At 69.7% G+C, this 12,090-nt stretch carries 13 protein-coding genes and 1 pseudogene; 5 read left to right on the top strand and 9 right to left on the bottom strand.

What is annotated here, in order from left to right; genetic code table 11:
• Positions 1-241 precede the first annotated feature (241 nt).
• Positions 242-949, top strand: a complete 708-nt coding sequence (locus tag JOF43_RS11370; RefSeq protein WP_342592157.1) for a FadR/GntR family transcriptional regulator — start codon at positions 242-244, stop codon at positions 947-949.
• 38 nt (positions 950-987) lie between these two features.
• Here the strand turns inward: JOF43_RS11370 and JOF43_RS11375 are convergent, their stop codons facing one another.
• From JOF43_RS11375 to JOF43_RS11395, 5 genes are all read right to left on the bottom strand, one after another.
• A complete protein-coding gene (locus JOF43_RS11375; RefSeq protein WP_209902101.1) occupies positions 988-2,145 on the bottom strand; it encodes a bifunctional 2-methylcitrate synthase/citrate synthase in 1,158 nt (385 codons plus the stop codon).
• On the bottom strand, positions 2,142-3,083 hold the full coding sequence (prpB, locus tag JOF43_RS11380) for a methylisocitrate lyase (protein WP_209902103.1): 942 nt from the start codon (positions 3,081-3,083) through the stop codon (positions 2,142-2,144). The genes JOF43_RS11375 and prpB overlap by 4 nt, the downstream gene beginning before the upstream one ends.
• The gene (locus tag JOF43_RS11385) at positions 3,083-4,600 is read right to left on the bottom strand and encodes an MmgE/PrpD family protein (RefSeq protein ID WP_209902105.1); all 1,518 of its coding nucleotides are present in this window, start codon (positions 4,598-4,600) and stop codon (positions 3,083-3,085) included. The genes prpB and JOF43_RS11385 overlap by 1 nt, the downstream gene beginning before the upstream one ends.
• Positions 4,597-5,262, bottom strand: a complete 666-nt coding sequence (locus tag JOF43_RS11390; RefSeq protein WP_209902106.1) for a GntR family transcriptional regulator — start codon at positions 5,260-5,262, stop codon at positions 4,597-4,599. Before JOF43_RS11390 ends, JOF43_RS11385 begins: the two co-directional genes overlap by 4 nt.
• Before the next feature lie 104 nt (positions 5,263-5,366).
• Complete coding sequence (locus JOF43_RS11395; RefSeq protein ID WP_209902108.1) at positions 5,367-6,206, bottom strand: spermidine synthase; 840 nt, start codon at positions 6,204-6,206, stop codon at positions 5,367-5,369.
• Positions 6,207-6,267: 61 nt separating this feature from the next.
• Between JOF43_RS11395 and JOF43_RS11400 the strand changes: the two genes are divergently transcribed.
• The 3 genes and pseudogenes from JOF43_RS11400 to JOF43_RS11410 all read left to right on the top strand — a co-directional run bounded on the left by JOF43_RS11400 (position 6,268) and on the right by JOF43_RS11410 (position 9,150).
• Entirely contained in the window at positions 6,268-6,741 is a 474-nt protein-coding gene (locus tag JOF43_RS11400; protein WP_209902110.1) for a GNAT family N-acetyltransferase, read from the top strand.
• Positions 6,742-6,883: 142 nt separating this feature from the next.
• Positions 6,884-8,314, top strand: a complete 1,431-nt coding sequence (locus JOF43_RS11405; RefSeq protein ID WP_209902112.1) for a YfcC family protein — start codon at positions 6,884-6,886, stop codon at positions 8,312-8,314.
• 92 nt (positions 8,315-8,406) lie between these two features.
• Positions 8,407-9,150, top strand: a pseudogene (locus tag JOF43_RS11410) (DNA alkylation repair protein).
• Here JOF43_RS11410 and JOF43_RS11415 read toward each other — a convergent pair.
• A complete protein-coding gene (locus JOF43_RS11415; protein ID WP_209902114.1) occupies positions 9,137-9,499 on the bottom strand; it encodes a class I SAM-dependent methyltransferase in 363 nt (120 codons plus the stop codon). The pseudogene JOF43_RS11410 and the gene JOF43_RS11415 sit on opposite strands and share 14 nt — an antisense overlap.
• Positions 9,496-10,176, bottom strand: a complete 681-nt coding sequence (locus JOF43_RS11420) for a hypothetical protein (protein ID WP_209902116.1) — start codon at positions 10,174-10,176, stop codon at positions 9,496-9,498. Before JOF43_RS11420 ends, JOF43_RS11415 begins: the two co-directional genes overlap by 4 nt.
• A 126-nt stretch (positions 10,177-10,302) precedes the next feature.
• Between JOF43_RS11420 and JOF43_RS11425 the strand changes: the two genes are divergently transcribed.
• The gene (locus tag JOF43_RS11425; RefSeq protein ID WP_209902118.1) at positions 10,303-10,872 is read left to right on the top strand and encodes a transglutaminase-like domain-containing protein; all 570 of its coding nucleotides are present in this window, start codon (positions 10,303-10,305) and stop codon (positions 10,870-10,872) included.
• Between the two features lie 137 nt (positions 10,873-11,009).
• Here the strand turns inward: JOF43_RS11425 and JOF43_RS11430 are convergent, their stop codons facing one another.
• Entirely contained in the window at positions 11,010-11,405 is a 396-nt protein-coding gene (locus JOF43_RS11430; protein WP_209902120.1) for an MmcQ/YjbR family DNA-binding protein, read from the bottom strand.
• 44 nt (positions 11,406-11,449) lie between these two features.
• Positions 11,450-12,067 carry a GrpB family protein gene (locus tag JOF43_RS11435; RefSeq protein WP_209902122.1) on the bottom strand — a complete coding sequence of 206 codons (618 nt, stop codon included), beginning with the start codon at positions 12,065-12,067 and terminating at the stop codon, positions 11,450-11,452.
• Positions 12,068-12,090 lie beyond the last annotated feature (23 nt).

Consider the following 12,090-nt stretch of genomic DNA (forward strand, 5'->3'; position numbering starts at 1 on the left):
CCGCGGTGCTGCACAGCATCGCCGTCGATGTCGTGCCTCGTGAGTCGGTGAGGAAAGAGTGGAAGACCATCGTGTGGTCTGACCACAGAGGGATACTAGGCCCTCGAGCGGTCGGGAGCAAGATCGCCGGGGGCTCGGAGGTGCGCTGTGCTAGAACAGGGCAATGGTCGACAGCGCAGACGATGAAGAGGTCCGACCGCAGGTGCAACGGCCCGCGGGGTCCGAGGCGACGTGGCGGCCAGTGACCCGCAGCAGCACGCACGAGCTGGTCATCGAGGCGATCGAGGACCAGATCATGACCGGAGCCCTCGTCGTCGGCGACCTCCTGCCCCCGGAGCGCGAGCTCGCCACCCGGCTGCACGTCAGCCGTGCCGGGGTGCGTGAGGCCATCCGGGTCCTCGAGGGCCACGGGGTGCTGCGCTCCGACGTCGGCTCCGGGCGGGGAGCCGGCACCTTCGTCGCCGCACTGCCGAGCGCCGCCCTGGCGAGGTTCCTCCGCCTCCACGTGGCCCTGTCGAACTTCCGGATCCAGGAGGTGGTCGAGGCGCGCGTGATCCTGGAGCGCGCGAGCGCCTCCCTCGCGGCCGAACGCGCCGACCGCGACGCCGTGGCCGAGCTGGAGCACCTGGTGGCGGTCATGGACGACCCGGGTGTGAGCCGCGAAGCGTTCAACGACGCCGACACCGCCTTCCACGTCGCGATCGCCGAGGCGGGCGGCAACACCCTGTTCTCCGACATGACCGGGGCGATCCGCGCGTCCCTGCGCGCGCCCATCCTGGAGGCCTTCACCAAGGTCACGGACTGGGAGACGATGGCGACGATGCTGCGCGCGCAGCATCACGGGATCCTGGCGGCGATCTCCGCCGGGCAGGTCGAGCGGGCCGGGGAGCTCACCGCCGAGCACATCCGGGATGCCTCCGCCGCGCTCCCGGACCTGCCGGGCGCGTAGCGGAATCCGCCGGACCCACCAGGGAAGCAGGTCCGGGCTCAGTCCGTGGGCACCGTCCGCTCGTCGTGCCCGTCGTACTGCGACAGCGGACGGATCAGCGCGTTGTCGGCGCGCTGCTCCCTGATGTGCGCAGTCCAACCGGTCACGCGGGCAGCGATGAACAGCGGGGTGAACATCTCGGTGTCGAAGCCCATCAGGTGGTAGGTGGGCCCGGCCGGGTAGTCCAGGTTCGGCTTGATCCCCTTGGCCTCGTCCATCGCCTGCTCCAGGCCGTGATACAGACCGAGGATCTCGCCGCGGTCCGCGTACGCGATCATCGCGTCCATCGCATTCTTCATGGTGGGCACGCGGGAATCGCCGTGCTTGTAGACGCGGTGACCGAAGCCCATGACCTTCTTCTTCTGCGCCAGGGCGTCCTCCATCCAGGCCTTCGCCCGGTCCTTCGCCTCGGCCTCGGTCTCCTCGGGACGGATCCCGATCTCCTCGAAGGTGTGCATCACGGCCTCGTTCGCCCCGCCGTGCAGGGCGCCCTTGAGCGCTCCGATCGCACCGGTCACGGCCGAGTGCAGGTCCGCGAGGGTCGAGGTGATCACGCGGGCGGTGAAGGTGGAGGCGTTGAAGGAGTGCTCGGCGTACAGCACCATCGAGACACGGAAGGCCTCGACCACCTCGTCGGCCGCCTCCTCGCCGAAGGTCATCCACAGGACGTTCCGCGCGTAGTCGAGGTCCTCCCGCGGCGGGATCGGCTCGGTGGGGCCGCCGGCCCGGCGGCGGCGCTGCTCGTAGGCGACCACGGCCGGCAGCTGCGCGAACAGGCGCCGGGCCTTCTCCAGCTCCGCCTCCGGGGAGGAGTCCTCGGCGGCGGGATCCAGTGCGCCGAGCACGGAGACGGCGGTGCGCACCGAGTCCATCGGGTGGCAGTCGGGCGGCAGCGCATCCATCGCCGTCCTCACCTCGGGGGCCAGCGCGCGATGGGAGCGTTCGTGGCGGACGGTCGCCTCCAGCTCCTCCTCGGTGGGCAGCTCCCCGGTCCACAGCAGGTGCGCCACCGCCTCGAACGACTGGGAAGCGGCCAGCTCCGGGACCGGATAACCGCGGTAGAGCAGGGAGTTGGTCTCCGGGTTGACCTTGGAGATGGCGGTGACGTCGGCGACGACACCGTTCAGACCCTTGCGGATCTCGCTGGTCTCGCTCATGTGTCCCTCCTGGGATCGGAGCCGGTGTGGGTGTGGTGGGCGGTGGGGACCTCGACATCGAAGACCGAGGCATCGAAGCGGTTGTAGCCCTCGTAGTCCACCAGCTCGTAGAGCCGGGCGCGTGTGAGCATCTCATCCACCCGCGGGGCCTGGGTACCCTCCGAAAGGATCGTCTCCAGCATTCGCTCGGCCGCGCCCATCGCCGTGCGCAGCAGCGTGACCGGGTAGATCACCATCGCGACCCCGGCCTCGGCCAGCTGGGCGCGGGTGAAGAGCTCGGACTTGCCGAACTCGGTCATGTTCGCCAGCACCGGCACGTCCAGGGCCGCGCAGACCTGCTCGAACTCGGTGAGGTCCGCGAGCGCTTCGGGGAAGACCGCATCGGCGCCGGCATCGACCAGGGCCTTCATCCGGTCGATCGCGGCGTCCAGCCCCGAGGTGGCGCGCAGGTCCGTGCGGGCCATCACCAGGAAGTCCGGATCGCGGCGGGCGTCGGCAGCGGCCCGGATGCGCTGCGTGGCGGTATCCAGATCCACCATGGTCTTGCCGTCGAGGTGGCCGCAGCGCTTGGGATTGATCTGGTCCTCGATGTGGCAGCCGGCCAGGCCTGCGTCCTCGAGCTCCTGGACGGTGCGGGCGACGTTCATCGCCTCGCCGAACCCGGTGTCGGCGTCGATCAGGCAGGGAAGATCGGTGGAGCGGGCGATCTGGCCGCCGCGGGCCGCGACCTCGGTGAGGCTGGTCAGGCCGACGTCGGGCAGGCCCAGCTCATTGGCGAGCACCGCCCCGGAGATGTACACCCCGGGGAAGCCCTTCTCCTCGATGAGGGTGACCGACAGCGGGGTGAAGGCGCCCGGGAACGGCTGGGCGGCCCCGGGCGTGAGCAGCGTGCGGAGGGCGCGGCGCTTCTGGGCGGGGGTCTTCGTGGAGTACAGCATCACAGCAGTCCCTTCGGGCCGGCGGTCAGGTCGACGACGCCGGTCGCGGCGCGGATGTTCAGGCGGCCCAGCTCCCCGGCGGGCAGGTCCGGCAGATTCGCCGCGGTCTCCAGGAAGCGCTCTATCTCGGATTCCTCCACCTCTCCGGTGGCCAGGGAGCGGAACTTGTCGACGTACTGGGCGCGGGCGAAGGGCCGGGCGCCCTGGGGGTGGGCATCGGCCACGGCGATCTCGTCCTCGATCACGGTGCCGTCGGCCAGGGTGATCGTCACGGCGCCGCCGAAGGCCTTCTCGCGCAGATCCAGCGAGTGGTAGCGGCGGGTCCACTCCGGGTCCTCCTCGGTGGTGACCTTGCGCCACAGCGCCACGGTGTCGGGGCGGCCGGCGCGCTCGGGGGCGTAGGAGTCGACGTGGTGCCAGGTCCCGTCCTGCAGTGCGACGGTGAAGATATAGGGGATCGAGTGGTCGAGCGTCTCGCGGGAAGCGGTGGGGTCGTACTTCTGGGGATCGTTCGCCCCGGAGCCGATCACGTAGTGGGTGTGGTGCGAGGTGCGGATCAGGATCGAGGCGACCTGCGCGGGGTCGGCGGCCTCGGGATGCTCTCGGTGCAGCTTGCGGGCCAGGTCGATCCAGGCCTGGGCCTGGTACTCGGCGGAGTGCTCCTTGGTGTAGGTCTCCAGGATGGCCCGCTTGGCCTCCCCCGGCCCGGGCAGCGACACCGTGTAACGGGCCTCGGGTCCGTCCAGCAGCCAGGCGATCACGCCGTCCTCGCCCTCGTAGATCGGCACCGGGGAGGTCTGCCCGCGCATCGCCCGGTCGGCGGCCTCGACGGCCATCTTCCCGGCGAAGGCGGGGGCGTGGGCCTTCCAGGTGGAGATCTCGCCCTTGCGGGACTGGCGGGTGGCGGTGGTGGTGTGCAGGGCCTGCCCGATCGCCTGGAACACCGTCTCGGTGTCCAGCCCCAGGAGGGTTCCGATCCCGGCGGCGGCCGAGGGGCCCAGATGGGCGACATGGTCGATCTTGTGGGCGTGCAGGGAGATCGCGCGTACCAGGTCGACCTGCAGCTCGTAGCCGGTGGCGACGGCGCGGATCAGGTCGTGCCCGGAACGGCCGGTGTGCTCGGCGACGGCGAGCAGGGGCGGGATGTTGTCGCCGGGGTGGGAGTACTCGGCGGCGAGGAAGGTGTCGTGGAAGTCCAGCTCGCGCACGGCGACCCCGTTGGCCCAGGCCGCCCACTCCGGCGAGCTCTTCTCCGTGATCCCGTAGATGCTCGCGCCGAGGCCACCGGTGGAGACGGGATGGCTGAGCGCCTGGGCGCGGGCGGAGACGATCGGGCCCCGGTTCAGGGACGCGATCGCGACGGAGGCGTTGTCGATGATCCGGTTGATGATCATCTCCTGGACCTCGGGCCCGACCTCGACGGGGTCGGTGGCGACTTCGGCCATCGCCCAGGCGAGCTGGTCGGTGCGGGGGAGGTGCTCCTCGGAGCGGTGGACGCGGATGTCGTGGTCTCTCATGCGGTGGTCTCCTTCGAGCCGGTGGTGGGGTCGGAGCGCAGATGGGCGAGGGCCTGCTGCAGGTGCACGACGGTCGTGGCCGCCGCGAGCTCCGGGTCGCCGGCGGCCACGGCGCGGGCGATCGCGGCGTGCTCACGGGCGGAATCGGCCAGGCGCGCGGGGGAGTGGCGCGAGAGCCGACGGAGGCGGGCCAGGTGCACCCGCACGCCGCGCAGCGCGTCGGCCAGATAGTCGTTGCCGCTGGTCGAGTCGACGGCGGCGTCCAGCTCCTGGGTCAGCGCGTAGTACCCGGTGGGATCGGCGCCCTCGGCCAGCGGAGCAGCGGCTGCGGTGAAACGGTCGGCGAGCTCGGTGAAACGGTTGGTCACCTCGGCGGTGTCGGCCTTCTCCGCGCAGCGTCGGGCAGCCAGAACTTCCAGGGCGATCCGCAGGTCGAACAGCTGCGCCGCCTCGGCGAGGGAGACCGCGGTGACCACCATCCCGCGGCCGGAGGGGGTGGCCAGCCCGTCGGCGACCAGTCTGCTCAGCGCCTCGCGCAGCGGGGTGCGGGACAGGCCCAGTCGGGCCGACTGCTCCACCTCGCCGAGGACGCTGCCAGGTGCGAGGGTGCCGTCGATGATCTCCTCCCGCAGGCAGAGGTAGGCCCGGTCGCTGGCTCGCATGCCGCCAGTGTATGCACACGCGTCGGGAGGTGGAGGGAGTGCCCTCAGGTGAGCGGCGATTTCGGCCCAGTCTGTATACAACGAGGGCGGGCGTCAGACTCTTCTCACCGCGGGCGGCCCCCGCCGATCTCCCGGAACGCCTCGAGCGTCTCCGCCGGATCCAGCACCGCGGCCGGATGCGGCCCCGCCTGCATCCAGGCCCGGCGCCACTCGTCGATGTCGGGGGAGGAGAGCGCGCCGCCGGCCAGCAGCACCATGTTCCCGTCGGCCGGCCGCGTCAGCAGCGAGGCGTGCGTCAGCGTCCACACCCCCGACAGGCACTCCTCGGCCGCAGCGTCCTCGAGCTCGCGCACCTGCCGGGCCAGGAATCGCTGCCCGGCGTCGTCACCGACGTTGACCAGCAGCATCCCGTCGGCTTCCAGCTGGCCGAGCGCCTCGCGATAGAAGTCCTGGGTCGCGAGGTGCGCGGGCGAGGACTCGCCGGAGAACACGTCCACCACGATCGCCTCGAAACGACGCGCTCCCATCGCCGCCAGCTGCTCCCGGGCATCCCCGATCACGATCTCCAGCTCGGTCCCGGCCGGCATCGGCAGCGCCGAGGTCACCAGCGTGGGCAGCTCCCGCTCGATCTCGATCACCACCTGCTGCGAGGCGGGTCGGGTGACCTGCACGTACCGCGCCAGCGTGAGCGCCCCCGCGCCCAGGTGCGCGATACGCAGCGGCCGACGGGTCGGCCATGCAGCATCCAGCACGTTCGCCATCCGTCGCAGGTACTCGTGGACGATGTGCGTGGGGTCGGCGAGGTCCACGTGCGACTGCTCGACCCCACCGATCTGCAGCACCCACCCGCCGTCGACCTCGTCCTTGACGATCCACGCGGGCTGGTCGGAGACGCTCAGCTGCGCGCTGCGACGCGAGGCAGGAGGGAGGTCGGTGGAGGACATGGGATCATTGTCCTCGAGGTTCGCCCGCGCCGAACCGCTCTCGCCGGGGACAATGGTTCGCATGCACACCCTGGAGCTCGCCGGACGGCGCGTCACGATCGCCCGCGCCGCCGTGGACGACCTGCCGGAGATCATCGCCCTCCTCGCCGACGACGTCCTGGGGCGCGATCGGGAGAGCGGACGGATGGAGCCCTACGAGAGCGCCTTCGCGCGGATCGACCGTGACGACAGCCAATCCCTGATCGTCGCTCGGGACGGTGAGGGGCGCGCCGTCGCCACGATGCAGCTCACGCTGATCCCTTCTCTCTCGCGCGGCGGTGCCACCCGACTCCAGATCGAGGCCGTGCGGGTCGACGCCTCGATGCGCGGTGAGGGACTGGGTGCCGCCCTGTTCGCCTGGGCGCACGACTGGGGCCGGGAGCACGGAGCGGCCCTCGCGCAATTGACCACCGACACGTCGCGCGCTGATGCGCACCGCTTCTACGAACGGCTCGGCTATCGCGCGAGCCACGTGGGGTTCAAGCTCCCGCTGTGATCCGGTCGCCGGCGGAGCATGTGTCCTGACCCCTCATTCGTGCTTGTGTGAGCATGTATCGCACCTTATGGGTGAGGGCTGTGGGCACCGTGCCGGGCGACCCCTCCAGCGCCTGACCGACGTCGATCACCACCGGAGCATCATGAGCACCCCCGCAGCCGACGCGCCCGTCACCGACGAGACCGCGCCGAAGGATCGCTTCCCCCACGTCTACGTCATCCTCGTCCTGTTCGCCCTGCTCGCCGCGGTGCTGAGCTGGATCGTCCCGGCAGGTCTGTACGAGCGCGTCCCCGGTCCGGACGGCCAAGAGGTGGTCGATCCCGACAGCTTCTCCTTCGTCGAACAGTCACCTGTGAGCGCGATCGAGCTGCTCACCGCGATCCCGCGCGGGCTCGTCGACGCCGGGGCGATCGTCTTCTTCGTCTTCACCATCGGCGGCATGTTCGAGGTGGTGCGGCGCACCGGCCTGATCGACGTCGCCCTCGCGGCCGTCGCCCGCCTCTTCGCCGGCCGCGGCGTGGCGGTCATTCCCGCGCTGATGGTCGTCTTCTCGCTGATCGCGAGCTTCATCGGGGTGCCCGAGCTCTCGCTCGTGTACATCCCGGCGATCCTGCCGCTGATCCTCAGCCTCGGCTACGACCGGGTGGTCGCGGTCGCCGTCGCGCTGCTCGGCACCGGCGCCGGTTTCGCAGCGGGCTTCCTCAACCCCATCAACACCGGGCTGGGCCAGCAGATCGCCGGTCTCGAGCCGTTCTCCGGCATCGGCCTGCGCATCGCGCTGTACCTCGCCTATCTCGCCACCGCCGTCGGCTACATCATCTGGTATGCGCGGCGAGTCGCCGCGGATCCGACGCGATCCGTGCTGCACGGCCATGCCGACACCACCGTGCGGGAGCGGGACCGGCTCGATCTCGACGCCGTCCCGCAGTTCTCCACCCGGCAGAAGGCCGCCGGCATCGCCCTGCTCCTGCTCGCGGGCGTGCTGGTGTGGGGCATCATCACCCAGGGATGGTTCTTCCCCGAGTTCGCGGGGATGTTCATCCTGATCGCCATCGTCGTGGGCCTGGTCGCCGGCATGAGAACCAGCGACATGGCCGAGGCCTTCGACCAGGGCCTGCGCGACGTCCTCGCCGGGGCGATCATCGTCGGTGTCGCCCGCGGCGTCGCGATCGTCCTCGAGGACGGCAACATCCTCGACACCCTCGTGTTCGGGCTCGGCGAATCGGTCGGGTTCCTGCCGCCGGTGCTGTTCGTCGTCGGGATGTTCCTCGTGCAGGCGGTCTTCAACCTGATCGTCCCTTCCGGCTCGGGGCAGGCGCTGGTGACCCTCCCGGTGCTCGCGCCGCTGTCCGACCTCCTGGGCGTGACGCGGCAGAGCGCCGTGCTCGCCTACCAGACCGGCGACGGCATGACGAACCTGATCTACCCCACCTCCGGGTACTTCATGGCGGCGCTCGCCGTGGGTCGGGTGCCGTGGAACCGCTGGGTGCGGTTCTACGCGCCGCTGCTGGGCCTCTGGGTGCTGATCTCGCTCGGCTTCCTGATGTTCGCCCAGCTCACCGGGTGGAGCTGAGGGCACGCGGGGGCGCGTCGGCGCGGAGCGCCTCCCGGGCCCGGAGGCAGCCGGCGGCCTACACTGGGAAACACCCAGGGGGAGGAGCCCCGATGGCGCCGACGACGCAGGAGACCACCGACGTCACCACGTCACGGGACGGGGTGATGGCAGAGCTGGCCGCGCTCGAGGACCCGAAGGTCCGCGCGGTCAACGAGCGGCACGGCGAGGATCACGGCGTGAATCTCACGAAGCTCCGTGCCGTGGCCAAGCGGCTGAAGGCCCGGCCAGACCTGGCGCGCGAGCTGTGGGCGACCGAGGACACGGCGGCGAAGCTGCTTGCGATCCTGATCTCCCGCCCGAAGCATTACGACCGCGACGAGCTCGATGGGATGCTCCGCGACGCTGGGTCCCCCAAGGTGCACGACTAGCTCGTCAACTATCTCGTCCTGAAGGGCCCTCACCGCGAGGAGCTGCGCGAGGCCTGGTTCGCCGACGACCACCCCGTGGTGGCCAGTGCCGGCTGGGCGCTGACGAGCGACCGCGTGGTGAAGAATCCCGAGGGCATCGACCAGTCCGCTCTGCTCGACCTCATCGAGGCCAGGATGAAGGACGCCCCCGAGCGGTTGCAGTGGGCGATGAACACCTGCCTCGCCCAGATCGGGATCACGAACCCCGAGCTGCGGGAGCGGGCCCGCGGCATCGGCGAACGGCTCGAGGTGCTCAAGGACTACCCGACACCGCCGAACTGCACCTCACCGTTCGCTCCGCTGTGGATCGACGAGATGGTCCGCCGGGGGCGCGCCGGCGGAGACGCCGTCGCCGGGCGACGGACGGTGCGACTCAGCCGAGCGTGATCGCCCTCAGCGGAGACCCGGTGTCGAGATACAAGCTGCCACCTGGGACGAGGGCACGTGCGATGTTCGCGAGAGCACGGGCACGCAGATGCGGATGGCGACCGTCGAGCGCGCCGACCCGACAGGCGAAGGCGAGATCGAATGATGCAGTGGACGCGTCGAGCTCGAAATCCTCGACGGGAGCGCACAAGGTGGAGAGCATCCCGGCGGCGATCTCGTCGTCGCAGGTGGCTCGAGTCCGCCGGATCCCGACCTCGGAACGATCCAGCACCAGCACGTGACCGTCCGGGCCGACCCGGGCGGCGACTTCCCGACGGAGCCGGTCGGAGAGCGGCGCCGCGTGGATCACGGTCCAGGGTTCGCCGGCGGCACGAGAAGGGGCTCGAGCTGTCGGCGGGCGGTGTGCAGCACGTCGGCCGCCGACGGCGGATCCGACTGTGGGACCACGATCACCTGCCACGGGAGATCCTCCAGCAGTCGCAGTGTCACCGTGCGTTCGTACCGGAAGTAGGCGTGGGCGCCCTCGAGGTCACGTACCGGCGGTTCGACGGGATAGGAGCCGAGCTTGGTCAGGAACCAGTCCTGCCAGGCAGGCCCTTCGCGCTCGATCGCGCGGGCCAGGGCACGGGGCGGTTCCTCGTCGAGATACACCACGATCGGATCTGATCCCATCAGGCGAGCCTCCAGGTCACGGAGGAAATCCGCGATCCCCGATTCGTCGTGGCCCCACCCTCGCAGTGAGGGGATGAACGGCACGAGCGCGTCGGTGACCGCGACATCGACCCCTTGGGCATCGAGTCGGCCCAAATAGTCTTCCGTGGTGTCGAGGAGCGTGGACAGCTGCACCTCGCCACCGGCACTGAACTCCTGCGCCAAGGGCGCGAAAGCCTCCCGCGTGAGGACCTCCTCCTCTCGGAAATGGTCCACGCGAAGGCCCTGCGCCCGCAGCCAAGCGACCAGGCCGTCGCACAGGGTGGATTTCCCCGCACCGGGAGAGGAGGCGGTCACTGCGAGCAGCCGAGTCATCGCGCCACCCTACTGCGGCTGGTCGGAGGCTCACACGACGGGATCCGATCGGGCTGCATGTCGCCTGTATCCCGAGGCATCACAGTGCTTCCCACGGGCGCCGGGCAGGCGAGGCAGGATGGCGTGGTGACCAATGAAGCTCAGCGTGTCGAGATCTACGAGACCGTGCGCAACTTGCCGTATGACACGGCCGCCGCGCACGACGCAGCCAGCTTGCGCGAGCGGGGGAGAGGGAACTGCGTCGCCAAGGCTGACTTGCTCGCCGAGGAGCTGAGCGATGTCGGCATCGAGTGCCGGCTGGTTTCCTGGGAGTACGAACTGCCCGTCCTGGTGGCAGTGCAGCATGATCTGTCCGTCGATTCCGATGTCCACACGGCCGTCCAGGTGCTTCTCGGGGGCCAATGGCTCCTGGTCGATGCGACCCACGACCCGGCACTCGCGGCCCTCGGCCTCACAGTGGGCCACTGGGACGGAGCATCTGCCACCGAGCCCGCCTACCGGGCCGTCGGCTCCATCTTTCCGCACGGGCACGACGGACTTTCGCAAGAGCTGGATGAGGCGCTGGACCGGATCGGTCAGCAGGTCGAAGCGGCTGATCCGGATCTGATCGCCCGGTATCAGCATGATCTGAACCAGCTGTTCGAACGGGCCCGGTCACGGGCGATGTCCGAGGGGACGACGCCTGCTGGTCGGTGAGTGCCGCTCGTCAGGACGAACGAGATCCGGGAGCGCGGCGGAGAAGTCGATAACGGCCTCTTCAGCCAGGACCTACGCTCTCTCGGGATCAGCACGATCGGAATCGCGCACGCGATCACGACGACGGTCTCGTCAGGTCATCCGGGGCCGCTACCCGAGGCGAGGAAGGCGTCCGGATCCACGGGTCGCTTCGCACGGGGCAGGCCGTCGACGACGAGCAGGTATGAGTCGGTGACGAGCTCCCGCACGAACTCCGCGTCGAGGCCTCCGCCAGGTTCGAGGGTGATCCAGTGGCGCTTGTTCATGTGATAGCCGGGAGTGATGTCCGGATGGTTCTGGCGCAGCGCCTCGGAGTCTCGCGGTTCCGCTTTCAGCACCACCACCGGGACTCCTCGCACCTCGGTGAGCAGCAGGAACATCCGGCCGACCACCTTCGCCACGTCGTACTCCGGCCCGAAGGGTTGGCTGATCTCGGCGGCAGGCAGCTCCTCGGCGCGCGTGCGGGCGATGTCCTGCAGTGCGATGCCGTCCATACCGGCCCAGCGTGTCACTTCGCCGTTCCGGGCCGCTCCTCTGTTCATCCCTCGGCGTCCCGAGTACGGTGTGCCCAACGCTCGAACTCTGCTTGGACCTCGTCGAAGAACTCAGTCTTCGCACGGGTGTAAACGTCGTAGTCGTCTTTGCCGGCATTCTCTTCGCTGAGACGTCTCTTCGTCGCTTCGTACCTGTCGCGCTGGCCGGGATGTGCCCGTAGCCAGTCCCGGAACCAGACGGCGTATCGCCCCCAGGGAGAATCAGAGCGCCGCACGTGCACGATGACTCGGTCGGGCCGGTGCACGAAGATCGATTTCTCCCAGACAGCATCGTCTACGACCTCCGATCCGCGCGGGATGTCGCGGTAGACGCCCGGGGAGTCCGGGCGCGCCCCTCGAGCCCGCACGTATCCCAGGTCTCCGAGACGTTCGGACAAGGCGTCGTCCGCGGGCAATGGAAGGATGCGGATCTGGAGATCAAGGTTCGGCTTGGCTGCAAGTCCAGGCACGGCGGTGGAACCGATGTGGTCGTAGCGCGCGTCGGCGGCGCCCGGAATGTCTGCCAGTCGTTCGCGTACTACGTCGAGACGACGTTGAGCCTGGCGTGGCCACTCGGGGTCGTATACGTGCAATTCGGCTGGATTCGACTGCTTCCGTCCCATGGCCACACGTTATCCGGGGACTG

Origin of the sequence: Brachybacterium sacelli (assembly GCF_017876545.1) — a bacterium.
GTDB classification, from domain to species: Bacteria; Actinomycetota; Actinomycetes; order Actinomycetales; family Dermabacteraceae; genus Brachybacterium; species Brachybacterium sacelli.

Bases quoted from the DNA above. Each gene is read 5' to 3' on its own strand.
- JOF43_RS11435 (WP_209902122.1), bottom strand. From the start codon at position 12,067: ATGGGACGGAAGCAGTCGAATCCAGCCGAATTGCACGTATACGACCCC.
- JOF43_RS11385 (WP_209902105.1), bottom strand. From the start codon at position 4,600: ATGAGAGACCACGACATCCGCGTCCACCGCTCCGAGGAGCACCTCCCC.
- JOF43_RS11405 (WP_209902112.1), top strand. From the start codon at position 6,884: ATGAGCACCCCCGCAGCCGACGCGCCCGTCACCGACGAGACCGCGCCG.
- JOF43_RS11430 (WP_209902120.1), bottom strand. From the start codon at position 11,405: ATGGACGGCATCGCACTGCAGGACATCGCCCGCACGCGCGCCGAGGAG.
- JOF43_RS11375 (WP_209902101.1), bottom strand. From the start codon at position 2,145: ATGAGCGAGACCAGCGAGATCCGCAAGGGTCTGAACGGTGTCGTCGCC.
- prpB (WP_209902103.1), bottom strand. From the start codon at position 3,083: ATGCTGTACTCCACGAAGACCCCCGCCCAGAAGCGCCGCGCCCTCCGC.
- JOF43_RS11390 (WP_209902106.1), bottom strand. From the start codon at position 5,262: ATGCGAGCCAGCGACCGGGCCTACCTCTGCCTGCGGGAGGAGATCATC.
- JOF43_RS11395 (WP_209902108.1), bottom strand. From the start codon at position 6,206: ATGTCCTCCACCGACCTCCCTCCTGCCTCGCGTCGCAGCGCGCAGCTG.
- JOF43_RS11420 (WP_209902116.1), bottom strand. From the start codon at position 10,176: ATGACTCGGCTGCTCGCAGTGACCGCCTCCTCTCCCGGTGCGGGGAAA.
- JOF43_RS11400 (WP_209902110.1), top strand. From the start codon at position 6,268: ATGCACACCCTGGAGCTCGCCGGACGGCGCGTCACGATCGCCCGCGCC.